This is a genomic window from Leptospira alstonii serovar Sichuan str. 79601 (genome assembly GCF_000347175.1).
GTDB lineage: Bacteria > Spirochaetota > Leptospiria > Leptospirales > Leptospiraceae > Leptospira > Leptospira alstonii.
Map to the genome: position 1 here is coordinate 1 of NZ_ANIK01000071.1, position 25,974 is coordinate 25,974.

The 25,974-nt window shown below is 42.2% G+C and carries 22 protein-coding genes and 1 pseudogene; 11 read left to right on the forward strand and 12 right to left on the reverse strand.

Features of this window, described 5'->3' with window-relative positions; genetic code table 11:
* From LEP1GSC194_RS23465 to queG, 5 genes are all read right to left on the reverse strand, one after another.
* Positions 1 to 100, reverse strand: a 100-nt coding sequence (locus LEP1GSC194_RS23465) for an IS3 family transposase (protein ID WP_332306701.1), incomplete at its 3' end; no start/stop codon positions are given.
* Positions 101 to 644: 544 nt separating this feature from the next.
* Positions 645 to 1,304 carry a hypothetical protein gene (locus LEP1GSC194_RS20875; RefSeq protein ID WP_020774309.1) on the reverse strand — a complete coding sequence of 220 codons (660 nt, stop codon included), beginning with the start codon at positions 1,302 to 1,304 and terminating at the stop codon, positions 645 to 647.
* Between the two features lies 1 nt (position 1,305).
* Positions 1,306 to 1,770: a hypothetical protein gene (locus tag LEP1GSC194_RS14360; protein WP_020774362.1), complete on the reverse strand. Its 465-nt coding sequence runs from the start codon at positions 1,768 to 1,770 to the stop codon at positions 1,306 to 1,308.
* A gap of 116 nt (positions 1,771 to 1,886) precedes the next feature.
* A complete protein-coding gene (locus LEP1GSC194_RS14365) occupies positions 1,887 to 5,462 on the reverse strand; it encodes an AAA family ATPase (protein WP_036043150.1) in 3,576 nt (1,191 codons plus the stop codon).
* Between the two features lie 992 nt (positions 5,463 to 6,454).
* Positions 6,455 to 7,387 (reverse strand): tRNA epoxyqueuosine(34) reductase QueG, encoded by a 933-nt coding sequence (gene queG, locus LEP1GSC194_RS14375; protein ID WP_020774328.1) that lies wholly within the window; start codon positions 7,385 to 7,387, stop codon positions 6,455 to 6,457.
* Positions 7,388 to 7,407: 20 nt separating this feature from the next.
* Between queG and LEP1GSC194_RS14380 the strand changes: the two genes are divergently transcribed.
* On the forward strand, positions 7,408 to 7,884 hold the full coding sequence (locus tag LEP1GSC194_RS14380; RefSeq protein ID WP_017807939.1) for an LIC_11502 family protein: 477 nt from the start codon (positions 7,408 to 7,410) through the stop codon (positions 7,882 to 7,884).
* A 184-nt stretch (positions 7,885 to 8,068) separates the two neighbouring features.
* On the opposite strand, the gene LEP1GSC194_RS14385 is transcribed toward LEP1GSC194_RS14380, so the two are convergent.
* From LEP1GSC194_RS14385 to LEP1GSC194_RS14400, 4 genes are all read right to left on the reverse strand, one after another.
* Complete coding sequence (locus tag LEP1GSC194_RS14385) at positions 8,069 to 8,986, reverse strand: DUF350 domain-containing protein (protein WP_020774349.1); 918 nt, start codon at positions 8,984 to 8,986, stop codon at positions 8,069 to 8,071.
* 9 nt (positions 8,987 to 8,995) lie between these two features.
* Positions 8,996 to 9,754, reverse strand: coding sequence for a type I methionyl aminopeptidase (gene map, locus LEP1GSC194_RS14390; protein WP_020774318.1), 759 nt, complete (start codon positions 9,752 to 9,754; stop codon positions 8,996 to 8,998).
* Positions 9,755 to 9,760: 6 nt separating this feature from the next.
* A complete protein-coding gene (locus LEP1GSC194_RS14395) occupies positions 9,761 to 9,955 on the reverse strand; it encodes a hypothetical protein (RefSeq protein ID WP_003008197.1) in 195 nt (64 codons plus the stop codon).
* 286 nt (positions 9,956 to 10,241) lie between these two features.
* The gene (locus LEP1GSC194_RS14400) at positions 10,242 to 13,670 is read right to left on the reverse strand and encodes a SpiroCoCo family coiled-coil protein (RefSeq protein ID WP_020774331.1); all 3,429 of its coding nucleotides are present in this window, start codon (positions 13,668 to 13,670) and stop codon (positions 10,242 to 10,244) included.
* A 150-nt stretch (positions 13,671 to 13,820) separates the two neighbouring features.
* On the opposite strand from LEP1GSC194_RS14400, the pseudogene LEP1GSC194_RS14405 reads away from it, so the two are divergent.
* The 7 genes and pseudogenes from LEP1GSC194_RS14405 (at position 13,821) to lmtA (ending at position 20,523) form a co-directional block, all read left to right on the forward strand.
* A pseudogene (locus LEP1GSC194_RS14405) lies at positions 13,821 to 14,599 on the forward strand (class I SAM-dependent DNA methyltransferase).
* Positions 14,600 to 14,657: 58 nt separating this feature from the next.
* Positions 14,658 to 14,954 carry an STAS domain-containing protein gene (locus LEP1GSC194_RS14410; protein ID WP_020774393.1) on the forward strand — a complete coding sequence of 99 codons (297 nt, stop codon included), beginning with the start codon at positions 14,658 to 14,660 and terminating at the stop codon, positions 14,952 to 14,954.
* A gap of 59 nt (positions 14,955 to 15,013) precedes the next feature.
* Positions 15,014 to 15,931, forward strand: coding sequence for an ABC transporter ATP-binding protein (locus LEP1GSC194_RS14415; RefSeq protein ID WP_020774263.1), 918 nt, complete (start codon positions 15,014 to 15,016; stop codon positions 15,929 to 15,931).
* Positions 15,928 to 16,683, forward strand: a complete 756-nt coding sequence (locus LEP1GSC194_RS14420) for an ABC transporter permease (RefSeq protein ID WP_020774308.1) — start codon at positions 15,928 to 15,930, stop codon at positions 16,681 to 16,683. Before LEP1GSC194_RS14415 ends, LEP1GSC194_RS14420 begins: the two co-directional genes overlap by 4 nt.
* Positions 16,680 to 18,377, forward strand: a complete 1,698-nt coding sequence (locus LEP1GSC194_RS14425; RefSeq protein ID WP_036043151.1) for a GldG family protein — start codon at positions 16,680 to 16,682, stop codon at positions 18,375 to 18,377. Before LEP1GSC194_RS14420 ends, LEP1GSC194_RS14425 begins: the two co-directional genes overlap by 4 nt.
* On the forward strand, positions 18,374 to 19,387 hold the full coding sequence (locus LEP1GSC194_RS14430; RefSeq protein WP_020774301.1) for a DUF4340 domain-containing protein: 1,014 nt from the start codon (positions 18,374 to 18,376) through the stop codon (positions 19,385 to 19,387). The genes LEP1GSC194_RS14425 and LEP1GSC194_RS14430 overlap by 4 nt, the downstream gene beginning before the upstream one ends.
* A 383-nt stretch (positions 19,388 to 19,770) precedes the next feature.
* Complete coding sequence (gene lmtA, locus LEP1GSC194_RS14435) at positions 19,771 to 20,523, forward strand: lipid A Kdo2 1-phosphate O-methyltransferase (RefSeq protein ID WP_020774340.1); 753 nt, start codon at positions 19,771 to 19,773, stop codon at positions 20,521 to 20,523.
* A 151-nt stretch (positions 20,524 to 20,674) separates the two neighbouring features.
* On the opposite strand, the gene LEP1GSC194_RS14440 is transcribed toward lmtA, so the two are convergent.
* Positions 20,675 to 21,433 carry an LIC_11490 family protein gene (locus tag LEP1GSC194_RS14440; protein WP_020774280.1) on the reverse strand — a complete coding sequence of 253 codons (759 nt, stop codon included), beginning with the start codon at positions 21,431 to 21,433 and terminating at the stop codon, positions 20,675 to 20,677.
* A 95-nt stretch (positions 21,434 to 21,528) separates the two neighbouring features.
* On the opposite strand from LEP1GSC194_RS14440, the gene LEP1GSC194_RS14445 reads away from it, so the two are divergent.
* The 3 genes from LEP1GSC194_RS14445 to LEP1GSC194_RS14455 all read left to right on the forward strand — a co-directional run bounded on the left by LEP1GSC194_RS14445 (position 21,529) and on the right by LEP1GSC194_RS14455 (position 23,966).
* Complete coding sequence (locus LEP1GSC194_RS14445; RefSeq protein ID WP_020774316.1) at positions 21,529 to 22,764, forward strand: hypothetical protein; 1,236 nt, start codon at positions 21,529 to 21,531, stop codon at positions 22,762 to 22,764.
* On the forward strand, positions 22,764 to 23,228 hold the full coding sequence (locus LEP1GSC194_RS14450; protein ID WP_020774267.1) for a chemotaxis protein CheX: 465 nt from the start codon (positions 22,764 to 22,766) through the stop codon (positions 23,226 to 23,228). Before LEP1GSC194_RS14445 ends, LEP1GSC194_RS14450 begins: the two co-directional genes overlap by 1 nt.
* A 180-nt stretch (positions 23,229 to 23,408) precedes the next feature.
* A complete protein-coding gene (locus LEP1GSC194_RS14455; RefSeq protein ID WP_020774289.1) occupies positions 23,409 to 23,966 on the forward strand; it encodes a hypothetical protein in 558 nt (185 codons plus the stop codon).
* 9 nt (positions 23,967 to 23,975) lie between these two features.
* On the opposite strand, the gene LEP1GSC194_RS14460 is transcribed toward LEP1GSC194_RS14455, so the two are convergent.
* Both LEP1GSC194_RS14460 and LEP1GSC194_RS14465 read right to left on the reverse strand, forming a co-directional pair.
* Positions 23,976 to 25,013 carry a tetratricopeptide repeat protein gene (locus LEP1GSC194_RS14460; RefSeq protein ID WP_020774299.1) on the reverse strand — a complete coding sequence of 346 codons (1,038 nt, stop codon included), beginning with the start codon at positions 25,011 to 25,013 and terminating at the stop codon, positions 23,976 to 23,978.
* Complete coding sequence (locus LEP1GSC194_RS14465) at positions 25,010 to 25,618, reverse strand: LIC_11485 family protein (RefSeq protein ID WP_020774277.1); 609 nt, start codon at positions 25,616 to 25,618, stop codon at positions 25,010 to 25,012. Before LEP1GSC194_RS14465 ends, LEP1GSC194_RS14460 begins: the two co-directional genes overlap by 4 nt.
* Between the last annotated feature and the right edge of the window lie 356 nt (positions 25,619 to 25,974).

Genomic DNA, 25,974 nt, shown 5'->3' on the forward strand with positions numbered 1-25,974 from the left:
TTCTGTAAACTCGATTCTTAGATATAACAAGACCTTCCGAACGTAAGTCTTGATGAATTCGCAGATACCCGGATCGATTCTCATGTTCCTCAAATAGAATCCGAACCTTTCGTCCAACTTTTGATTGGACTTTACCCTCTCGCTATCTTCTCGTTTCAAACATTCATAGTAACCGCTCTTTGATACATTCAGAATCTTGCATGTCTTCTTTACAGGGGAATGATTCTTTTTTATATATGTATATTTCATTTCCTTGGTTTCAAGAAGATGGCCACGGACTTTTTTAAGATCTCCCTCTCCTCCTTTACTTCCATCAGTTCTTTCCTTAAACGTTCATTCTCTGCTCGAAGTTCATCTTGGAACGGGCCGTCATCCGTTAGATACTTTTTCTTTCAATTAATCAGAGTATTTACAGATACTCCTAAATCTTTTGAGATCTGGGTCATTGATTTCCTGGATTTTATCAGGAGTTCAACCGTGTTCTTCTTGAATTCTTCGTCATATCGTGTTTTACGAGCCATGCTTTTATCCTTTTTCGTTTGCACGACCGCGTCCACTAATTCGGGGGAAGTCCAGCATTAGAAGGAAACGTTTTCGGATCTCCTTCTAAATGTCGACTCTGAGATAAAGAATTGATTCTCTTTTTACGGCTTTACGGTGATTGTATATGTATTAAATCCACCCACCGGCGCTACGTTGAAATAAGCCAATTTGTCTCCAGGAAAAAATACGGCATACGTGATTCCTCCACCTCCGTCTTTGATGCCTCGAATTTGAACGACCGAAGGAACCGGAATCGAAAAGACGGCAGGACTATTTAAGATCACAATGGGAGCACCGAGAGGCTTTCCATTTACGATAATTTCAACCTCGTCCCCGTCCTCCGCTGCGAAATCCCAAACGAGCATTCTGGAATCTCCTCCATCGGAAGACTTTGAAAGTTCCAGAGTGAAATCCATTGGAACCAAGGCGGAGTCTGCGTCGTTTCCTGCTATCTTAGATCCTGTAGCTATATTTTCCATTATCTGGTTTGCGGGGATTTTTAGGTTTGTCTCCGGTAAAAATGAGGAGAAGAAAATCGCCGAGGTCAAAGCAACTCCCGTTAAAACGAGAATTGTGTTTCTAAATCTTTTTAAAAACGGATCGTCCGAACTTTGAGTCTTCTTTTTGACTTCTACCGGATTGGTATTCAGATTTTTTTCCTGATTGGCGCTGGATTGTTGATTGCTTTCTTTTTCCGATGATTGAAGAGAAAGATCAATTTGTTTTTGTTCGTTCGCTTTTTTGTCTAAAGATTCCTTCATATTAATCTTCCTTTTGTGATGAATGAATTGGATATTTACTATACCAAAAAGATAAGCCGACGCGGACAGAGATGAGAAATATTGTGGTCAGAACGATTGCCGTCTTTTTACCGATCACGTTGAAATGTGCCCATCCGTTCATGATGGACAATCCGATTTCAGTCGCAGAAAACATAATAAACGCTATGCACATCAATGGAGCCAATACGGGGGCTCTTTCATACGGATAGCGAAGATATTTGACCCTCATTCCGAAATAAATGAGAGATCCGAAAAATACAAGAGCGATAAAGGATACTCCATAAGCCGGTACTTCCGTTTCTATAATTTTTCGGATATTTATAAGTTCTCCAATCGTTCCGAAGATAAAAATCAATAGTAACAATGCCATTCCGAGATTGAAGATGATAGAATAAAAAATATAAATTATACGTTGTAGTTTTTGAATGAAGTTGGTCGGTTCCATGCGCTTTGATTCCTTATCAGATGACAATTAGATCGAATTTGTAGAGGTGATTTGATCAAATAGAAACATACGCTTATTTTCTTGTTTGATCGTTTCGTTTGATTTTCTCATTTCTATTAGATTCCCTCCAGATCTTCGGGTTGAACCGTAGTAAGAATTTCCTTTGTCAGAACTTGTCCGCTCTGCTGCAAAGAGATCAAACGATTTGAGAAAGTTCGTTCCGTTTTTTCGACCGCATTTCGAACCCCTCTTGCATTTCCGAAATCTTTTTCGGAGATTTTCGATTTCAGAACTGCGATCAATTTTTGCTCGGCTCCCGTCGACAGAACATAACCCTTACTTTTTAACATGGATTTCCCGATCGCGATCAGTTCTTCGAGAGAATAATCCGGAAACGTAATGAGATTCGGAAAACGGGATCTGAGTCCTTCGTTTGTATTCAGAAAATTCTCCATATCCGCGCTGTAACCTGCAAGAATGATGATTAGATTTTCGCGATGATCTTCCATCGCTTTAACGATGGTGTCGATCGCCTCTCTACCAAAATCGTTTTGACCGCCTCTTGCCAAAGCATAAGCTTCGTCAATGAACAACACTCCGCCTAGGGCTTGTCGTATTTTCTCGCTTGTTTTGATTGCGGTTTGACCAACGTATCCCGCTACAAGACCTGCACGATCCGTTTCGACAACCGTGGATCCGGGAATCACACCGATTTCATTCAATCGTTTCGCCAAAATTCTCGCGATGGTAGTCTTTCCAGTTCCGGGATTTCCAAGAAACACCATGTGGAGACTTTGTCTTCCGCCGGATGTGATTCCCATATTGCCGCGTAATTTCGCGATTTCGACTTGAGCGGAAATTTCTCGAACGAATGTTTTGACATTGTCCAGGCCGATGATTGCGTTCAATTGGGAAAGCGCGTCTTTACCGTCGGATGGTTTTTCAATTTCAAAATCGATCAACGTGAGGGTGTTTAATTCTTTCTTGTCCTGTTCGGATAAGGATTTTGAATTTTTGTTTTCCTTTGCCCAGGAATTCATGATTCTTTCGGATTGTCTTCGTCTGGCAGAATCTACCAAATTGTCGACGAGTCTTCCGTTGCCCGATTCGTTTTTACCGGCCACTTGCCGTTCGGCGAAAAATTTCGGCAATCTTTGAATGACCTCGCCCTCAATTGCAAAACCTTTCTTTTTTGCATTGATCTCCGTAATCAAAACCATCTCTTCCGGCGAATAATCGGAAAATTCGATATTGATCGGAATTCGAGAACGTAACCCCGGATTCACCTTGATTAGGTTTTCCATTTCTTGGGTGTAACCGGCAAGGATAACGACTAAGTTATCCTTATGATTCTCCATCTCTCGAATCAAAGTATCTACCGCTTCTTTTCCGAAACCTCCGTTTGAATCCTCCGCAAGTTGATAAGCCTCGTCGATAAAAAGAACTCCTCCAATCGCGTCCTGAACCACTTTGGCAGTTTGACCCGCGGTTTGTCCCACGTATTCGGCGACTAAATCCTTACGAGTTACTTCGACTAAATGCCCTTTTTTTAATACTCCGATTTCCTTTAACATCTGCGCCAAAAGTCGCGCGACTGTCGTTTTTCCAGTTCCGGGATTTCCCGAAAAAACCATATTGAGTCTCTGACCGGAATCCCCGCCAAGTCCTGCGTCTTTTCGTATCTTCTCCAATCGCACTTGATTTTCCAAGGACCGAACAAAGGTTTTAATTTTTTCCAATCCGACGATGCCGGCAAATGCCGCCTCAAGATTGAATGTTTCTTTTTTACCGATTCCAAAGTCTTCCGGAAGTAGAGTTTTATAATCTTCAGCGGTGGCGGAAGAAATTTTCGAGAGTCGATCGCCTTGGCGTTTTCTAGCTTCATCAAATAAATTTCGAACCAATCTTCCGTTTCCGGAATCGTTTCGCCCCGGTATCTGCTTCATTTCAAAAAGTTCGAGAAGTCCTCGATCCGATTCGGATGGAATTGCAAAATCTTTTCCGCATTGAAGTTTGAGAATGGAAAGCATTTCCGCGGGAGTATAGTCCGGAAATTCGATCACATTCGGGATTCTTGATCTCATTCCAGGATTCGCATCCATGAATTGACTCATCTCGTTTGTATATCCCGCGACTACGACGGCAAGATCGGTCCGATTGTCTTCCATTGCCTTGAGCAATGTGTCTAACGCTTCTTTGCCGAAAGAATCGTGTTTATCCTGAATCAAAGCGTAAGCTTCGTCGATAAAAAGGATTCCTCCCATGGCTTCTTTTACCTTCGCCATCGTCTGTGGAGCAGTATGACCCACATAACCCGCTACAAGATCTTGACGAGCGCATTCAACCGTATGCCCTTCTTTTAAAAGTCCCATCGCTTTGTAGAGTCGTCCAATCAATCTTGCTACGGTTGTTTTTCCGGTTCCGGGATTTCCTGTAAAAGAAAGATGAAGAGTAAGAGGTCCTACACTTTGACCGTGCGCTTCCCGTTCGCGTCTTTGCGAAGTCAGGCTGACCAAACGATTGATCTCTTTTTTGACCGATTCCAAGCCGACCAACTTGTTCAATTCGGCAAGAACATCCTCAACGGTTTCGACCTGAGTGGAATAGGTCGGTTTTAAAAGCCATTCCTGTGCGTCGTTTCGAGCAAACGGTTGTCCGTCTTTGATGAACAACGAAATTGCGCTTCCCCTTGCCAATGTATCTGTCGCGACGAGGGATTGAATTTTTTCCTGAAAGGATTGTTTTACCCATTCTTCAATGGATTCCCCTCCTCGATTTCCTTTTTCCAAGTAAGAGACCATTTCGTTTACAAAAGTAGGTTCATAATTAGTCTGAATCTGTATTGCAACCCGCAGGTCCATTCGTGCTTCTTCCAATTTGGTTTGAAATATCTTTTGCAAAGAGGTTTCGCTCAACGGAGAAGAAATCGCAAAAGAACGCAGGTGTTTTCGAAATGCCGCCGGAATAAAATCGATCATGGATTGCGGAATCGATTCGTAGGGCCCTTTTTCTTTCGGGCCTTTGTCTAAATACAGTACCACGTAATAGTTTTCGGCTTGGATTTTGACGCCTTGATCCGTGCGGAAAAAACCGTTCTCCAGTAATTCTACAAGATGTTCTTGAATTTGAGAATGCGCCCGTTCCCAGTTTGAAAAACAGACGATTCCCTTTTCCTTTGAAAAAGCATTCGAAATATCTAAAATAAAATGCGTATGAATATTTCTTTCCGAATATTTTGCCAGATCGAGTTCGATAGGACTTTCGCTGGAAATCAGTTTCGCTTTCCATAAAAAATAAGCGACCTGTGCCAAAGCCTTCTTTTTTCCCGTACCCGGAGGACCGGCGACAAGAATCGTATTCCATGTTTTTCCCTGTCTTTCGCTCGGATTGAGATATGGAAGTTTAAAAGCGCCTGTGAGTGCCTGTGCGAATTTTTCCTGTTCTAAAATAGTGGCAGTGATTCCATAATATACGGTCGAGAATTTTTCATCTAGAGGACTTTGGTTCTGATGATTTCGAGAGGACAACGAAGAATTAGAATTAGAGGAGGAAGCGGATTGAGGAGTCCCACTTCCATACAAAGTTTGTGGGGAAACGGTTTCTTTTCTTTTTACGATAAAACCGTGCTCTTTAACAAAATCGTACATCTGGATTTCCGGAAATAAGATTCGCAAAATCTTGGATAGAGTCATTCAAACCGCTCCTGGACTGACTTCGATAAAATTTAGAATGATCTGAAAAATCGGAACGGTTGAACAGGAAATTCCATTCGAATCGAAATCGTTCCGCATATTTAGTGATCCAAATTTTCCTAAAATTAGGACACCGTTGACCGCATAAGGAGGAGAGCAAGATTTTTATTGTAGAGGGAATAAAATGAGAAATGACGTGCTTCTTTAGAAAGATCGGGATGGGAATCAAATTCAATGTCGAATCCAAAAAAAATAAAACAGAAAAGCGTAAGTGAAAATGAATATTCGAAAGTTGAAAAGATTTGTCATATTCCGGGAAGATCAAGAAACGGAAGCCGCTGATGAAATTAAGATCTCTGGGATTTTTTACGAAATTCTCTTCGTTTTAAATCATACTTTTATAATTCGAAAGGATTCTTTGTGGAAAATGTTTTTTAAAGAAAAATTTCAGTGTTCTATTTTGATTTATTTTCCACCGGAAACAGAATTTTCAAAACTCGAACCGAAGTTCGTTTCGATTCGAGTTTGCACGATTGGATCCGAATTTGGGTTTGTTTTCGTTTCAGGATAGAATAAGAATGTCGTTTTTACTCGAACGACTTCTTTTTAAATTGAGTTCTGCAAACGGAAAGCGATGATGGCCCTTCTTCGTTTTAAAAATCTAAAATTTTTCCCCTTCTTCCAAATCAAAGAGATTTCAAGTTTTGAATGAGAAGATTGATTTTTTTCTATTCAAAATGAATAAAGTCTCTTTATTTCAAAGATAAATATTACATTTTTTAGATTTTATTTTTTACCTTCTTTAATGTGAGTTCGGTATAACAAATGCGAAAGCGATTGAAGCGGAATCAACAAATTGAAATGACGAAAAATTTCGTTTTTAGAGCAATCTATCAATTTGTTGATTGGAGCATTATGTTTCGACCCGTAGGGAGAAACATTGAGTTCAAGCGCGGTCCGGCCTTCTCAAGGCCGGATTCGTCCAAACTTTCTTAAGAGCTCACCTTCTTTACGTTTCTTTGATACATTCTAAAACTCATCCTGGATATGGCGGAGTCGGAAAAGGTTTCTTTGAATTCCTGTTCGTTCAGAGTTAAAAGCGAATCCGGATTCTCCTTAAAATAAGATCGAACTTTAAATTCTTCCAACTCGGTTCTAATTCCTTTCTTAAACGCTTTTACCCGGTTCCAAGGACACACGTCCTGACAAATATCACAACCTGCAATCCAACCTTTCGTATCGGAAATCGTATCGGAAGAATCCTCCAGCGTATGATGAGATATACATTTTCCCGCGTCGATTTGATAAGGTTTTAAAGCGCCGGTAGGACACGCGTCGATACAAGCCGTGCAGGTGCCGCAACGATCCTTGATTTCTATATGCGCGATATGAATCGGCAAGTCCGTGAGAATCACAGTGATAAAAAAGAAAGACCCAAAATCCGGATGAATGAGATTCGTGTTCTTCGCCTTCCATCCTAGACCCGCAAGACGAGCGAGAACCTTTTCGGGCAGGGGAAGAGAATCCACCCCTTGACGAAATCGGTGATTCGGATATTTTCGCTTTAATTCTTGAATGAGAGGTTTTGCAAGCCGACGCAAAACACGATGGTAGTCTTCACCGATCGCATATCTGGAAAACCGAAACGGCATTCCTTTGCTGACCTCGTCGTATTCCGGATCGTTGTAGATAACACCAAGTGCAATGACGGAAAGCGGATCAAATCCTAGATTCTTAAAATCCAAACGGAGATCCATGTTTTTAGGATACCATTCCATCTTTCCGTGTTTTCCTTCCTTCACCCAGGAAAGAATATTCTCTCTGTCTTCGTTCGGAATTTTGGCTTCGCAAATTCCGTAAAGATCAAAACCGCAGTTTTCAATCAACGTTTTGAATTCGGAAATTATTTCTTTACTTTCGATCATAAACTTGATATAAGTCGGTTATGCAAAAAGAATTATCCGAAAAGACCGAGCTTCCTACAAAAGAGATCGAATTATTTCCCAATCATTCCGATTCCATCGTCTATTCGGATATTGTCACGGCCGTTCGTCTCGCTCTACCGGCTAAAGATAAGGATCTTTCCCAAATTGGAAAGAATCTTACAGTTTCAAAATTTTCCGAACGAGAAAATAAAAGCCTTAAAACAAACCGTAAACTTTCCAAACAAATCGTATTCGCATCGGTCGTAGGCGCTTTGAAAGGTTTTGGGGAAAGAGATTTGAAACCGTTTCATATCAATCACAGACATATTTTTACCGAACTCGGTTCCGAGGTTCTAAAAACCCTGGAAGTTCCGGATTCAATCGATTTTATCTCGAATGAAGATAAAATCCAAATCCTGAAAAACGCATTCGATTACGGAATCCGGAAAGTGTATCACTTGGAATGGAAACTTTATACTTCCAGAGAACTTTATTGAGATTCTCTATCCTACATAATAGAAAGCCTTAAAGCTTATCCCAAAACCTCGAGGGAAATTTGCAGGAGCATACGTACTAGGGGTCAGTGGATAGGAAATCAGGGATCAGGGTTAAAATTTTTCGGATTTTGGGACAAACTCTTAAATTTTTGCATAAATCCACGTTAGATGCAAAAGTGAATTTTTATACCGCGTAAAATAAGATTCCCGCAAAGCTGACGAGTACGACCGCTTCCAAAATTCCCACACCTACGTTTTGATCTCGGCTGATCTCTTCCTTCAAAGTACTGCCCGGCAAAATGACCGCGTCCGTAAGAAGTCTTACTGCAGGAATTACGATCAATCCGAGTAAAAAATCCAAAAACACATGAAAGAGCGCGTGCTCCATGGAGACGGGATCTTTATGAAGAGCTCTCGCAATGATGATTCCAAGAGCGACTAACGCACCGCTATAGGAGATTCCGGCGGCCAGATTCTCCTTTTCCTTCAATTCCACATCCAAGGAATAAGGTACGATCTTTCGATACGCAAATGTGAATAAAATGAGAGCGACCTGACCGATGGTAAAAAATAAAATTCCGAGAAAGGTTCCGTCTAAAAGTTTTTGAACGGGTTCCAAAAGACCTAAATCCTTCCAAATCGAAAACGCAAGCGCCGAACCGTCTCCGCTGAGAGAAGCCGCAATGATCACCGAAGAAGCGATGCTGCTTCCGAATACCACGGCGCCTACGGCGACATTTTTTCCCGAATACACGAGTTCGTTAAAGTCCAAACTCCGAAAGATCACCTTATCGTTGATATAGTAGGAAAGATTTAAGAGGAGAATTCCGAGAATCCCATAATATAAAACTTGAAAACAATCGGATACAAAATCCGTTCCCGGAGAGGATAGAATCACGAGCAGGATCAAAGTAAGTCCGAAATAATAACCGGCCAAACCGGAAGAAACCGCAGTGTTGTTGTTGACTATGATTTCCCGATCGAGATCGCCGGGTTCGATCCAATCCTTGATTTTTTTACCGATATAAAAGAGAACAAAACTGATTAAAAAAAATACAGCGTCTCTACCCAAAGTGCTCAGATAACCGAGTATCGTTTCCATCGCACCCAATTAATCGGATACGGTTAAAATTTCATAGCCTTTTTCGGTAACGAGAATCGTATGCTCGAACTGTGCCGACCACTTCCCGTCCTTCGTCGTCACGGTCCAGTGATCTTCTCTCGAAAAATTCACCTGCCACGTCCCCAAATTTACCATCGGTTCGATCGTAAAGATCATTCCCGGTTCCAGTTTGGCGAGTTTTCGGTTCTGGCGAAAATGAGGAATCTGCGGATCTTCGTGAAAGCCCCTTCCGATTCCGTGCCCCATCAGATCTCTTACGATTCCGTATCCTTTCGGCGTTAGAAAATCATCGATTGCGTTTGCGATATCGTGCACACGATTGCCGGGTTTTACTTGTTCGATTCCGACGTACATCGCTCTCTCGGTATCTTTGACGAGAATCTCCACTTCGGAGATCGTCTTTCCGCCTACGATAAAAGTACGGGAAGAATCTCCGTGATAACCGTCCAAAAGAGGAGTCACATCGATATTGACGATATCTCCCTCTTTCAAAACCTCCGTCGCTTTCGGAATGCCGTGACAGACAACGTGGTTTACGGAAGTACAGATCGATTTGGGAAACCCTTTATAACCGAGCGGAGCGGATTTGGCTCCGTGCTTTTTCGTAAACTCCTCGCAGAGGTCGTTCAACTGAAGAGTGGAAACACCCGGCTGAACGTAAGCGGAAATATAATCCAAAAGCTTAGCGGCCAGCTTCCCAGCCGCTCTCATTTTTTCGATTTCGCTCTTGTTTTTGATGAAGATCAAATCGAATTAGAAATCAGTCGGGCGAACGGTACTTCTTTTGTTGGATTCAGTACGTTTCACCGCGTCATCGATCAGTTGATGAATTTTCTCATTCAGCCCGTCGATCGCGTCTCCGGAAGTCATAAATCCTTTAGACTTAATGTAAGCCTTTACTTTGCTTGTTACGATCAGGGTTTCCTTTTCGACATTCTTTCCAGCCATTGAGTTCTTCCTCTCTGTCTTAGTTTTCTTCTTTTGTGCCATCTTCAATATTGCTCCGGTTCACGGCCGTCCAGTTTGTTTTTGTCCGTTTTCGGTTTCAGTTTGCATTCTTTTTAGAAACCCGGAAAAAGAACAATCTTTTAGAACTTTCCCCTTTGCGACCTTACCTTAGTTTTAAAAAAAATGATACCCATAACTTTAAAAGATCCGGTCTTATACAAAACTCGAGTACGATTTAAAATAAAATGAGACATAGAGCTCAAGTTAAGAATCGTCAAGAAATATTTCATTTCTTTTTAAGAGACTCGCTTTGTAGAATCGTATTCACAAGACCCGTCTCTAAATTTAATTTTTCCGCAATCGTTTCCGCGGGCCATTGAAAGTTATGATACAAATTTAAAACGGTAGCCTTCTTTCTTTGGATCAGGTGATCCTTAGAGGAATCCTTCGATTTACCGGATTGAGGATTTCCTTCCGTAACCGCGCCTACCGCGTCCAAAAAGCCGGAGAGTTTTTCAAACTTATCGTCGGCTTCGCTTAAAAGTCCTTCCAGATCTTCCTTAACGACGATGGCTCCCGTCTTCAAGTCTTCCATACGATGTTGTAAGGTGGAAATTTGTTTATGTCTTTCCGATAGATCCACCATCAGATCTTCGATCTTTTCAAACTTGGCTTCCACGGAGCGAATTTCTTCCTTTTTACGGAACAAGGACTCGATTCGATCGTCGGTCTTCCGAACGGTTTCGGCGATTTCCTTTTCCCTCGCTTCCAAAATTTCAACGTCGTTTTGAAGAGAATAAAGTTTGTTGGTAAGACCTTTCGCCGCTTCTTTATGAGCGTCCGTTTCATCGAAAAGACCTTTGACTTCTTCCCGAACGGATTCTAAGGTTTCCAGTCTCGAAGTAAGATCACCGAACGTTTCTTCCATCTCGAGGGCTTTTTCACCCGCTTCGAGAAGTCTCGTAAAAGTATCTTCCCAATCGGAAGATTTTCTTTGCAATTCTTCAAACTCGGCGCGAAGATCATCCGAAGATTCTTTGATGGAAGTAAGAGAATTGAGTCTGAATTTTAAATCTTCCGTTTCGTGCAGAAGAGAATGTTTTAAGTTTTGCAGTTCGTCCAACTTTTCTCCGAGTTCGCTTAACAACGGAGTTTGTTCGTCGGCTCTGGAAAGAAGTCCTTCCATCGTTTGAATATAAGAATCGGTTCTATCCACGATCTCGCTCGCTTTGTGAAAGAGTTCGGTTTTTTCTCCGAGCTCCTCCATCTTATCGGTGATCTCCTCAACGGAAGAACGCAGATTCTCGGACTCTTCCCGGATTTCCGAGATAAGATTTTGTTTTGCGTTACGAATTTCTTCTAAGTCTCGTTTCAGATCCAGTTGAAGTTCTTTGTATTCGTCCATCGAACCTCTGAATTCTTCCTTGCCGCCGCGTAAGAATTCTTCCGCGGCTGCTTCCATTTCGCGCAATTGATTTTGAAGTTGTTTTTGAAATCCCTTCATCTGATCGTCGTTGTCTTTACGGGAAACCTTGAGAGATTCTTCCAGGTTTTTTTTCACGTCCAGGATGTATTTACTGATTCTCTCTTCGAGTTGGCCGAGTTGTAACTGACCCTTGTCCATAAGGGATGTAAGTTGTTTGGAAATTTTCGAGTCGATCGTATCGTTTAAGCGGCTGATTTTCTCTTCCTGTTTTTCAAAAAAAACTTCCGCCGAGTCGCGCAGACGGTCTAACACGCGTTCGGCGTCCCTTCCGGCGTTTTCGAGATTGGATTCCACGTTGTTTCGGATTTTTTCCGCGTGAATTTCGAGGACCTTCTCGTTCTTTTTGACGATCTGTTCCATCTTATCGATGGTTCCGGAAAATTCTTCCCGAAGACTTTGTAGAATTCCGTTTCCTTCTTCTTTGATACTCCGCAGGGATTCTCCGAGTCGATCGGAAACGACCTCCCCTTCTTTTTGGAAATTGGATTTATAACGGGAAACGAATTCTTCGATTCTATCTTTTTGAATGTTATATTCGTTTTTGAAATCTTCGAGAAGTCCCTTTCCTTCTACGTGGACGTCCCCGAGTTTTTCCTGAAGACGCCCCATCTGGTCCTGAGCGTTCAATCGGATATTACCCAACTCTTCTTCCCAATAACGGGAAAGATTCTCGAATCTCTGATCGATTTTGCGGACTTCTTCGTCCACGGTTCCGGAAAGCAGATCTATCTTTTCTTCCACCTGAGACAAAAGATCGCCCGCGCTGGATTCCATAGCGGATTGAAGATCTCCCAGATAAGAATCCACGTCCTTGATCCGACCCGAAATTTGTTTATCCAGAGTGGAGATGGACTGCCTGACCGATTCCAAATCCTGCGCGATCAAAGTCGATCTTTCGGAATGAAGTTTAGAAAGTTCTAAATCAAATTCGTCTTTGAGAGAAACGATCCCGTGAACGGTTTTTTCCTTTGCGTCCTCTCTTGCGGCATCCAGAGTCGCGTGGAATTCCTTGAAACCCAAGGAAATATCTTTTTTCAAAATATCGGCGTCATTACGGAGGTTACCGCTGATACGGTTGAACTCTTCCTCGAAAGTATCGATCTGACGAAGCAATTCCGATTTACGAGCGTCCGCTTGACGCAGAAGTTTGTTTTCCGCTTCCAGATACTTTTCCTGGAAGAATTGGATGGATTCGTTGATCGATTCCGCCTGACGTCTCGTTTCGTTGAGAATTTCGTCTCGACGAGTCATCGTCTCCAAACTCATACCTTCGATTTCTCTGCGAATTCCATCCACTTCGAGTTTGACTCCGTTGATAAACGCTTCTTTGGAATGAGTCACTTGTTCTAGGATTCGATCCAGTTTTTCTTGAACGGATTTTTCGGAGAGTCGCGCCATTTCCTCGAGTTTACGATCCGCCGCTTCCGATTTTTCTTCGATGCGGGAATCCAAACGTTCGAGTTTATCGTTTACGGTTAAAAATACGGTTTGCAGTTTTTCGGATCTAAGATCCAGATCCTCTTCCCGATTGCGAATCGTTTCAAAAAGAGAGGTCACTTCGGAGCGAAGTTGTTCGATTTTTCCCACGGATTCCCGCATTAAAGAATTGGAATGTGCTTCCAAATTTTCTCTGTAGTTTCCGGCGATCGAGTTCAAACCCTGATCGATTTTATCGTTTTTAATTTCTAAAAGTTCTTCGAGTTCCACGATTTTGGAAGCGAGAGATTGTAAGAGTTCGTCCGAACGAAGGTTGACCTTATCGGAAAAAACTTCGAGGATCGCCTCGGCTTCGGATCTTAAATCCAGAATTTTCTGGTCTAAAAGTTGGATTTCCCTCTTACCGGATTCCATACGAAGAAGTCCCTGTTGAATCGCATTGGATTCTTCCCGAATCTCCGAAGAAAGTTGAACGACTTCCTTCAGATCGCGTGCGACTCCATCCAAAAAGTCGCGGTTGGTTTTGATGGATTCGAGCAATTGTCTGGATTCGTCGTTGAGGGCGTGAACGTCGTTTGCAAGTTTACGGGTTTGTTTGAGACTGATTTCCAAATCAATTCCCGCGTCTTTTACCAACCCGATCTTTTCGAGCGCGATGGCGCTCAACTCTTCTTGAATTTTTCCGGTAAAACGTTTGATCTGGCTGAGTTTATAGTTGGATTTATCCAGCCTTCGAAGTAGGATTGTAATTCCCACGCTGGCTATAAACGGTAGGAGTAATTCTATTCCCATTGAATTTTATTTACCATAGACATAAGAAAAACCGGCTCCAAAAGAAATTCATCTTTGGAATCGGGCGTAAAATTTCCGGAAACATTATGTCTCATCAAATTACGATTGACTATTCGAAAGATCGTAAAAAGAGCAAGAAAAAATTAAATTATGCTTAAAAAAAAGCCCTATTCCGACTTTTCGACGGTTTATGACGCAGTGATGCGGGACGTTCAGTACGAACGTTGGGCGGAATTTATTCTCTCTTCTTACGCGACTCACTCGGAAATAATTTTCCCGAAAACCGTTTTGGATCTGGGTTGCGGAACCTGTCGACTTTGGGAAGAATTTCCAAAAAACATTACATTTACCGGAATCGATTCCAGTGCAGAAATGCTTGAAATTGCCGGAAAAAAAGCGATTTCCGGAGAATGGATTCATTCCGATTTAGTCGATTTGAATCTGAACGGGCGAAAATTCGACCTCATCCTTTCCACACACGACACATTCAACTACTTAAGCGGCGAATCGGATTTGAAAAAAGTTTTTTCCAAAATTCGAGCACATTTAAAACCGGAAGGACTTTTCTTTTTCGATCTGAGCAGCCTTTATAATTTTCAGAATCATTTCGACGGACAGACCTTCGTAGAACGGGTTAAAGGTTATAGGATCGAATGGAAAAATCGATTCTTAGAGGATTCGAACACTTTGGAATCTACTCTTACCTTCTCTCCTAAAGGATCCAAAGAAAAGTTTTCGGAAATTCATAAACATAAATATTTCCCAAGAAATACGGTTCACGATCTACTTTTCAAATGCGGACTCATACTTTTGGAAGAAGGTTCCGATTATAAAGACTGGGTTTTGAAAGAAGACGCTTCTCTCGTAAATTATCTCTGCCGTTTACGGAAATGAATTTACGAAATCGAAAACGTCGATCAGAGTTTTAGGATGTTAAATTCTTCCGTCGAGACCCGAGTAAAAGTCGAAAGATACTAGGAAATCCGTATGTCAAAATTCAAAGTGGAAGGAAAGTCCGGAAAGATAACGATCGATACTCCGGTTGTCGACGGTTATGATAAAATTTTCGACGAAGTGACTCAGGACGCTTCCAATGGCGTCGTAACCGATGTGGAATTTTTTTTAGATCCCGTTAAAAAAATAACATCGAGCGGAATCGCAAAACTCCTGACCGTCAAAAATCGGTTGGATAACTACGGCGTAAAAATGAAAATCAAAAACTTAAATCCGGATCTTTTGGAAATTCTCAAAAAATTCAAAGTGGACGGTAAACTCGGTCTCTAAAGTTTTCGAAAAACGATTGCCTCTTTCTACGAGTTCCGGGGACTCTCTCAGGAATCCCAATGGGAACGATTTCAGTTAGTCAAATTTCAAAATCTTTTGCGGGAAGGACCGCAGTCTCCGGTCTTAGTTTCGAAATTCCGAAAGGAAGAATTACGGGCCTGCTCGGACGTAACGGCGCCGGTAAAACCACCACTCTAAAACTTTTAACGGGTTCTTTACATCCGAACGAAGGAACCATTTCGTACGACGGTCTTGATTTTTTGGAAAACAAAATCCGGATTCAAAAAAAGATCGGTTACCTTTCCGAGTCTTCTCCGATTTACTGGAATCTTACGGTTTTCGAATATCTTTCTTTTTTAGGAAAGGCGAAAGCGATCCCCGCAAAAATTCTGAAAGAAAGAATCGATTTCGTTTCTTCCTTGTTGAAATTAGAGGCGGTGATTTTCAGCCCGATCGGTTTTCTTTCCAAAGGTTTCAGACAAAGAGCCGCTCTGGCCGGAACGCTTATTCAAGATCCTGAATATATCATTTTAGACGAGCCGAGTTCCGGTTTGGATCCGATTCAAATCTCCGAACTGAAGGAACTCGTTCATACATTAGGAAAAATGAAAACGATTCTTTTTTCATCGCACGTTTTGCGAGAAGTGGAGGAACTCTGCGATCACGTTCTCGTTTTATCCGAAGGAAAATTGATCGCCGACTCTTCCTTGATTTCCATTTCTCAGGGAGAAGGTTGTCTGGTTTTGGCGAAAACCGATTTAAACGTGTTTAAAAGTTTTTTTTCTCACACCGGCTACGAAATCGAAACCACCGGAAAAACCGAGGATTCTTTTTCGGAATTTAGAATCCGTTCTTTGAAAACACAGTCGGAAGAAATTTTTCAGATCTTGAAAGGAGCAGGGTTTCCGATTCGTTCTCTGACGCCGGAAAAAAATTCCTTAGAATCGATTTTCGAATCCTTCGACCGGACCCGATGAAACATTCAGAACATTTTCCAACATTCTTCCATAATGTTAAAACCGTGTTTCGGAAGGAATTTTCAGTTTACTTCAACTCGGCAGTCGGTACGATTTTCGCTTCGTTCTTTTTATTTTTAACCTCGTTCTTATTTTTCTTCGGACTGGGTGACGGTTCTTTTTGGGATTTTAAATCGGCGAGTATGGATGCGTATTTTCTCTGGATCCCGATTTTATACGTGATTTTTATCCCCGCACTTTCGATGCGTCTTTGGTCGGAGGAAGAACGTTCCGGAACTTTGGAAATTCTCTTCTCACTTCCTTTGAGGGATTCGGAGTTGGTGCTCGGAAAACTCCTGGCCGCCTGGAGCTTTTTAGGATTCGTTCTTTCGTTTACGTTTTTGATTCCGGGAACGATCTTTTATTTGGGAGATTTGGATCCGGGAATCGTCACCGCGGGTTATCTCGGAATTTTTCTTTTAGGCGGAGCCGATTTGGCCCTTGGAAGTTTCGTTTCGTCCCTTACGAAAGATCAGATCAGTTCCTATCTCCTCGGACTCGTCTTTTGCCTCGTCTTTTTTCTTTTGGGATACAAACCCTTTCTTCAATTTTTAGGAACGGATTTTGGAACCGCGATTTCCTTTCTTTCCCTTTCCAAACACTTCGAACCGTTTCGTCTCGGGATCTTGGACGGAAGAGAAATATTTTTTTATCTGAGCTTCATTCTTTTATTCGTATATGCAAACGTTCTTATATTGAGGTCGAAACGATGATCTCGGAAATAAGGACCTTTTTGACCCGGTTCAATTCCAATCCCTGGTTTTTGTTCTTTCAGATTTTTCTAATATTCCTTTTTTCAAACGGAATCGTATCCCGATTTGCGTGCAGAAAGGATCTTTCCGAATCGGGACGTTTTGAGATCGGTGAAAGCACGCGAAAGATCCTTCAAAATCTGCATTTACCCCTTTATATCGACGCGTATTATTCCTCCCGTGTTCCGGGAGAATACAAGGTGCGTCTGGATCTGACCAAGGAATTGTTGAGGGAAATCGCGGGCGTCTCGAACGTTACATTACGTTTTCATGATCCGGATCGATCTATGGAAGAAGAAAAGAAGGCGATCGAAGCCGGAATTAGTCCGCAAATCTTGGAAAAAACAGAACGAGGTTCCTCTCAAATCAAACAAGTCTATTTCGGTTTGACCTTGACCCTAGGAACCCGGAAAGAAACGCTTCCGGTCGCCTTTCATGCGGAAGAAATCGAATATAAGATTTTAACGACTCTGCGAAAGATGATCCGTAAACCCGGCGATACGGAAATCGGAATCCTTTCGCTTCCGGGGACTTTGTCCACAGCCGACACGGGTCCGGAAATCGGAAAAGATACGATCGGGATTTTTGCGAACCGGATCCTAAAAGAAGAATACGGCGTCCTTCCGGAAGTCCGCCTCGAAAAAGAGGACATTCAAGATTCCTTACATACTCTCCTCTGGATCGGAGGAGGCGCGTTATCCGAAACGGCCTCCTACAAACTCGACCAATTTTTAATGAGAGGCGGAAACCTAATTCTTCTTTTTAAATCCATGGACTTTCGTTTGGAATCTCCAAATCGGGAAGAAGGAATCGGAATGGACTCGATCAGCGCAGGAATCGCGAAGCCGACTCCGCAAATTGAGGAACAAAATCGAATTTTTGAATATTACGGTTTTCGAGTAAACACGGATCTTGTTCTGGACCCGAATCATTCCCTTTCGATCGGGTCCTGGATGGAAGTGGAACCGGGTGTGATCGGAAAATATCCCTATCCGGCGTGGATTTTAGCGGACCTATCCGATAAAATGTTAAGCGAAAAGAATGTTTTTACAAAACCCTTAAAAAATCTGCTTTTGCCCTGGGTTTCGAGTCTGACCCTTTTTCCGGATCTACAACCGAACGTAACGATGGAGCCGATCCTATGGTCCTCCGAAAACGCGGAGGTTCGTTCTTCCGTCGTGGCTCTCGGAGAAAAACGAATTTTTGCGACTCCGATTCGAAGCGGCGATAAAAAAATCGTTTTGGGCGCCGTGTTGGAAGGTAGTTTTCGATCCCGATTCCCCTTTGCTCCAAAAACATTCAAAAAATCGAATTCTTTTCTGAAACAAACCTCCGAAGGAAAAACCTCCCGAATTCTCGTGATCGGTTCCCCCTATCTCGTATCCGATCTTTTAGCCTATCCGGAAACGAGGAAAATCTATCAAGAATCGAATATTCCGTTTTTATTGAATGCTCTGGATATATCCGGCGGGGACACGGATCTCATACAGATCCGGGGGAAAAAGTCCGCCTTTTTAAAACTAAATCCGTTTTCCGAAAACGAAAAAATTACGTTCAGTTTTTTAAATCTTCTGGGAATCCCTTTGCTCTTAGGTCTTTATACGTTTTTCAGGATAAGGCGCAGAAATTCTCGACGAGCCGGAAACGCGGCATGAAGTTCGGGACAAAACTCGATACAACGTTCGATCGTTTCTTTCGAAAAGAAATCGCTTTTACCTTGGTTTTGACCAATCTGATTTTAGGTGCGATTTACTTTTTGCTCTCCGATCCTTTCGGATTCTTTCAAAAGACCTATCAAAACGCGGATCCGTTTTTTCCTTTTAAGAGAAACGAAATCGAAAGAATCCAAATCGGAAGAAAAGGTCACGAGGCGATTCTGGAATCAAAAAACGGAACCTGGTCCCTTCAAATTCGAGAAATAGAAGCCAGACCCGATTTGGAAAAAATCTCCTCCTTCTTAAATGCGATCTTAAAGATCAGAAAGTTCACGAAAATTTCATCCGACTCGAAAGAATTCGGTTTTAACGGAGAGGAATTGAAGTTGGAAATTCAAACCGAATCCGGCGAGATCGAGAAACTAGATATTGGCATTTCCGGAAAATCGGATAACGGAACCTTTGTCAGAAATCCGAACACAGGGGAAATTTGGTTGGTGGAGGAAAATTTGAACTCCCTTGCGGGACGCGGAAATGAAAACTTTTTCCTTTCGAGTCGTTTAATTCCGGATAACGTTTCCATACAAGAAATTCATACTATTCTAATTTACTATTCCGAAAATAAAAACGCTACGCTTAAAATCGAACAGATCGAACCGGGAAGTTGGAAACCGATTCCTGCGGATTCGCCTCTTTGTCCCGGCGAGGATTGTTCTCAGATCGTTCGGAAAATTCTTACGCTTAAGGGGGAGAGGATTTTAAAAAAACCGTTCGAAGAAAGAATTTTTACCCTAAATCGCAAGGATCGTTTTCAAGTTGAAGTTCGATTTCGTTTCGATCAAAATTCCTTTTTGAATTTGAAATGGATCGGAAACACTTCCGAAAAAGAACCCGTCTTTCAATCCGATTCCGATTCGATCTTTTTCGCGGTGGATTCCGATTTTTTACGCGGGTTCGAAGAAAGTTCGAACCGAAGAGAATTTTTCCGCGAGACCTACGATCCGTTGTGAATCCTTTGTAATATAAAGTGACTTCGGTATAACCGATGCGAAAACGATTGAAGCAAAATCAACAAATTGGAATGACGAAAACATTTCGCTTTTAGAGTAATCTATCGATTTTTTGATTAGAGTAGAAAGCGCGGTTTCCCAACTTCGTCGGGAGCCAACCTTTGGCTATCTAGCTCGCTATGGATCGCTCGACATGCCCAAACTTTCTTAAGCGAACTCACGTTAATGTATATTGTAAAGTCCTAAAGCCCATCAGCAAGTTATTTCGAGATACACTTTAGGCTTATGATCAAATCTACAACGAGATTCGAACCGATTCTCTATTGACAGTCTAAGGGCTTCCAATTTCCTTTCATAAGAAATCTAAAATTTAGGACAAAAGCATGGCTTTGATCGAAGAATTCGAATCTCAGGGGAATTTTCTATTTCGTTGGAGATCTTACATCCCCGGAATCATTTTGATTCTCTGCCTCGGACTTTTGCCCTTCTATCAGTTTCCGGGCGATTCTTATACCTACCATATTTACTATCAATCCTTCTGTTTTACGATCAGCCTTTTGGGACTTTTCGTCCGTAGTTACGTGATCGGTTACGCTCCAGCAAGAACTTCGGGAAGGAATACGAAAGAACAAGTGGCCGATCTGGTAAACCAAGAAGGAATTTATTCCGTCATCCGCCATCCTTTATATGTGGGAAATTTTTTGATGTATCTCGGCGCCGTTTTATTCTTAAAAAACTTCCTGATCGCGTCGGTTTTTATTCTTTTCTTTTGGGTATATTACGAAAGAATTATGTTCGCGGAAGAACAATTCTTACGTAAAAAATTCGGAGAGGCTTATCTTTCCTGGGCGAACAACGTTCCCGCATTTATTCCGAAGTTCGGCGGTTATAAAAAACCGGCGCTTTCTTTTTCGATCCGCAACGTAATCAAAAGAGAATACCCGAGCCTTTTCGGAATCCTTGTCATATTCAGCGTTTTCGATTTAGTTGCGGTTTATTTCAACGAACCTGTTAGCAATCTTTTGGAGGCGATTCGTCTTCCTCAAATTGTATTATTCGGTGGCGGTCTCGTTTTTTATATTCTGGTGAGAGTCCTCGTTAAAACGACAAAACTTCTTCACGTAGACGGTCGCTGAACGGATCCATATGGGAAAGTGATTAGGTTTTAGGACTTTACATCATACAATAAAACGCAAGTGTTTCAAGTGGCAAATGATTAGGTTTTATGATAGAAGCGGATCTCACAAGTTACTGAGAAATCTGATTTCTAAATTGAAATCGACTTTTTCAAGAAGAAAACGTTTGCGAAGAACTTTCCAGATATGATTTCAGATGACTTGTCTCTTTCGTAAAAAAAACCGGAACCGGATAATTTGGCTTGGAAGAAATCAAAACGATCCCCTCGTCAAAAAAAAGAATCTTTTCGATTTCGGAAAAAGCATATCTATAACTGCTGTTCAACGCTTCGAAAGAAAGAGAATCCCTACTCTCGATCAATTTGCCCGGACCGATTCGTTTTAAACTCTTCAACTTGTCGGGAGTCAATTCTTCCTTTTTGTTTGCGAGTTTTTCAAACGGCAGTTCTCGACTTTGATCCAAATATAAAATCCCGTCGATTTCAAAACGAATCTCTCTGACTTCTTCCTCTTTCTGTTTTTGTTCTTCCACAAAGGAAAATTTAGAAGATTCTTTCAAGGTTCCGGAAGGAGAGGACACTTCCATCTCGTCCGCTTCTTCCTCCACCAAAGAAACGTTTTCATATAAAGACTCGGACGGAGAAGATTGTGCGGCTTTGTTCTGTTGCGGGATTTTTCTTCCTTCCACGAACAGATTTTCCAGATGTTTTTGTTTTTCGATCTGTTCCAAACTCGGAACTCGTTTGGAAGCGGCGAGAATTTCCGCGCCTTTGATACTTTTATTTTCCGAATTTCCCTTTCGGGAATCTCCGAATCGCCCTCCGTCCGAAAAAGAGTTCGGGTTCAGAGAGACATAGATAAAACAAAGAAGTCCCACGAGGATGAGTGCGATTGCGATAAAGAGCATCATTTTATGTATCTGTCGATGGAGCTGGTTTCTGAAGCGTTTTTCTCACTTTTCTCCTTTACAGAAACACAAACCCTTTCAAGTTTACAGATACGATCATGGAATTAGAAAACGTTTCTCTCAAAGACAAAATCATTCGCGCAGTTGTTGCCTTCTTTCTTTTTATACTTGTGGGTGGTTTGATCATCACCTTTCTTCCGGGAGACGCCGAAAAAAGCTTTTTCGACGTGATCTCCGGCCGTTCCAATTTGAACGCCGGAAAAATCGGGGATTATTCCATCCCTATGGATTATTTTCAGGCCGCGAGAAGAGATTGTTTCTTTCAATACAGAAGTATCGCCCCTTCTCTTGCGGAAGATCCGTCCACACTTCAATCCTGTGCGTTTCAAACGATCCGCAGTTTGGTGGTAACCAAACAGATCGCGGATGTAACCGGATTTTCCGTTTCAGAAGCCGGAATCCGCGAGGAACTTTCCGACGAGGCGAGAAGAATCTACAAAGAATCGGTGAACGGAGCCGGTTATTCCGACGAGGACGTTCGTAAACCGGAAGCCATCTACAGACAAATCCTGAACTCGGCCCCGATGGAATATCGAATCGATCGTAAAAATGCGAGCGGACTTTATGATTCCCTCCTCAATGCGGATCTCAAAAAAACCGACGGAGAAATTGCGGTTCAAAAAGAATCCTCTTCCGCCAGATTTCGGCTTAGAATCGTCTCTTATACCGACGATCAACTTTCTAAACTTTCCGAAAAAGAAAGCCCCGTTTCCGAAGAAGTTCTACGTGCAAAATACGAGAACGAAAAGAAAGAAGGAAAACTACCGAAGAATACGGACGGAAAAGAAGTCACTTTTGAAGAAAGGAAAAACTTCTTAAAGAGTAAACTCCTCCTGGAACTCCGTTCCAAATCCCAGGAAGAATGGAAAGGAAGATTGAAAACCCTTCAGGAAGAATCGGACGGACTCCAAAAAATCGCCTCTTTGTTGGGAGTAAACGTTCAGGATTTCAACGACCAATCCCTTTTGAACCTCTGGGAACTGAAATCCGGAACCCAAAACATCCGACTTGGAAATAATACCCAGTTCCTTAAAGATTTGACAACCGTAAGTTTTGGGTCTAAAAAAGTCGGCGGTCCTTATAGAGAATCCGAAAAAAATGTTTTTGTAGAATTCGCTTCCTTGGAAATCGATTCGTCTAAAATCAATAATTCCCAGGGACCCGATTTGAGAGACAATCCGAACCTGATGAACGGGTTCGTTATGGAAATCAGTCAGGCACTCCAGGAAAAATATCCGATTGAACGAAGGATCGGTCAAAAGGTAGAAGAATAATGCAAATTCGGGCTGAATTGGTAAATCCCTTTCTCGAAGCAGCTACGATCGTTTTTAGAGACGTTCTGAAAACGGATTTGATCCGGGGAAAAATCGGAATCAAAGACAACCCGGAAACCAATCTCGAACTTTCCATCGTGATCGGCGTGATAGGAACCTTCAACGGCGAAGTGGTCTACGGTCTTAACTACGACGCCGCATATAAAATCGCCGGAGTTCTGATGCCGGGAATGAGCGAACAGGATATCAAAAACGAATACAAAGATATCCTGGGAGAAATCGCAAACATGACCACCGGAAATGCGATGAACATTTTCGCGAGTTCCGGTCAATCGATCGAAATCACCGCGCCTAACATCATCGATTCTAAAAACGAAACTTTAAAAATTCCTAGAAAACCATCTTTGGGAATCAGCCTGTTTTCCAGATTCGGAAAACTGGACGTAAACGTTTCTCTTACATAAAACGCGATCCATAGAGAGCGTTTTAGCCAACGAGCAACAAAGCGAGTGGCTCTCAACGAAGTTGAGAAATCAACGCGATCCATAGAGAGCGTTTTAGCCAACGAGCAACAAAGCGAGTGGCTCTCAACGAAGTTGAGAAATCAACGCGATCCATAGAGAAATCTTTTAAAAAGAACTGGAATGTTTTCAAAAAAGCTTTTATCCATATTTGTAATCTCTTTGGTTTGTTTAGGAACCTTCTTTTTAACACTTTTTGCGGCCGCAAAAAAATCCTTGGAAGTTTCGATCGTTATGCCCGGAAACGACAATGAAAAAAGATTCATGCTTTATGAATCGAGCGATAAAATAATCTTTCATGTATTGGTAAAAAACGTTTCCGATCAGGAAGTCCGCATTTGGAAGGATTGGAATAGCTGGGGTTATAACAATATTTCTTTCCAAATACAAACGAATCGGGAAAGTATAAGGATATACAAAACACAAGATCGGGTATGGAATAAGAACTTTCCGGATTATTGGAGTATCAAACCGAACGAATTCGTAATCTTGAATGTAAATTTCGACGTAAAAACCTGGCCGAAACTCCGCGAATTAAATCGATCCAATCCAAAAAACGATCAAGTTAAAATCAAATGTATCTATGAAGTAAAGGAAAACGTTGAAAGCAAAAAGTATAACGTCTGGACCGGTTCTATTGAGTCCCCTTTCGTTGAGGTATGGTTTTATCCCGATTTTTGAAAAGGCCGCTTAGTAATATCTGCGTTTCAAAATTCTTCTGAGTTCTTTTACAAAGGGAGAATTTTCGGAAGCTTCCGGATTCAGCCGATTTAAATACGTTTTGGCCCAATTCTCCGCTTCCTCGTATTTTCCCTGATCCCCGTAGATTCTCGCGATCAAAGTTACTGCCTTTTCCAACTGATCCTTTTGGGGATCGAGCTCCGGCTTTTTCCGCAAAAGTTTCACGAGTTGTAAAAGATATCTTTTCGCGGAATCTTTTCGATCCGTGGACGAAAGCATCTCTCCCAAAGAAAGAAGGGAAATCGATTGGAAGTTCTCGGGAGCCTCCGTGATGATTTTGAGATACTGCGTTTCCGCTTCCGAAGTTTTTCCGTTTCCTCGTAGAACGCGAGCGACCTCGAAAACGGCCTGCCACTTTTCATCTTCGGAATCGATCTGTTCCGTGATCGAATTGGTGTCGCTCGAATTTTCCGCGGTCAATCTTGCGTCTTCCAATCTGGATGCGTTCGCAGACTTTCCCTGTCCGGAAGATTGGTTGAATTCGTTTTTTGCGTTGTTTCTCTGATTTTCTCTCAGACGTAAAAGTCCTTTTTTATATCCGCTTTCGGACGGATCCTCTTTCTTTTTATCCTTCTTTTTTTTCAAACTTGTCTTTGACGTATTCGGAAGAATCGTTTTTGCGGGAAAAGAATCCTCGGACGGATTTTGTAAGGGTTGGGAAGTTTCGGATGAAGAAACGTTAGTCGTCTTTGATTCCTGGATCGGCAAGGACTCTTTGTTTGAAGATTCTTCGGAAGATAAATCCTGAGACAAAGAATCTTTCTTGGAAAACGCGGAAGCCTCCGTAGAAATGTCTTTCGATTCGGGCCCTTCCGTTTTTGTTTCGTTCGGTTTTACAATTTCGAAATTTTTTTTTCCGGATGAGTCGATCGTATTGTTCTCCGTTTCAGAAACACCCGATTCTTCCGGAAACGGAAGGGGCATGTCCGCAAACAAGGAACTCGTGATGACCAAGATCGGTACGATCTGAAAAATCGAAAGTTTCATCGAGGTTCGAGGGCGTTCTTACTTTTAGGCGGTTTCGCCAAACTCGGACGGTCTTGGTTGGATGAATTTCCATTTCCCCGTTCCGGAGAAATCATTCCCGGATCGTCCAGATTCCGATTTGCTTCGGGCGATCTTCCCCGATCTTCCGTCGGAAGTGCATCCGATTCGGTCGGAAGTTTCGGAGTTCCGACTCCTTCCCTTCTCCCATCCCTCAAAGGATCTTTTCCTTCGGGGATATTCGATTCCGGTAAAAGTCCGCTCTTGGGTTTTTCTCTCTCGTAACGATCGATTTCGAGTTGGGACGATTTTTCCGTTAGGGAAAGATCCGGGTCACCGTAACGAATCGATCTTCGTTTACGATTGTAATTTCGCTCTATGTCTTCCAAAAACAATGCCTTACGATCCAATTCTTTCGCTTGATCGTCGTAGGCCGCTCCTTCCTTTCCTCTTTGAATCCCGATAAGAACCGCCAGGCAAACTCCCAACACGGCCAAGGAGATTCCGGTATATAAAAGTGTCTTCTGAACCTGAGGCGGCAGATTACGGGATAGGCTGTCGATCGAGGAAAATCCGGACTGAAGTTTGTCTTTTACGTTGAGATCCATCGTTTTGTTTCCCATTGATCCACTCGGAACAATGTTTCTAATCTGTCTTTAATTTCGGTCGTTTTCCCAATTCTACCGACAAAGAGAAAATTCTCGATCGGTTTTTTTTGATCCCGGTTTTTCCCGTTCGGACGTTTCATTTGTAAAGTCCTAACCCCTAAAATCTAACCACTCGCCACTTGAAACGTGTGTTTTTGATCCTTCTTATTCCAAAAAACTTCTTAATTTGTGGGGTTGGTTATGGCTCTCTCTGGATCGTAACATACAATCGCTTTCGCATTTGTTATACCGAACCTACGTGAAACAAAGTACAACTCCGATGAAAAATCTTTCCAAACATTCAAGTTTTTTCGGGA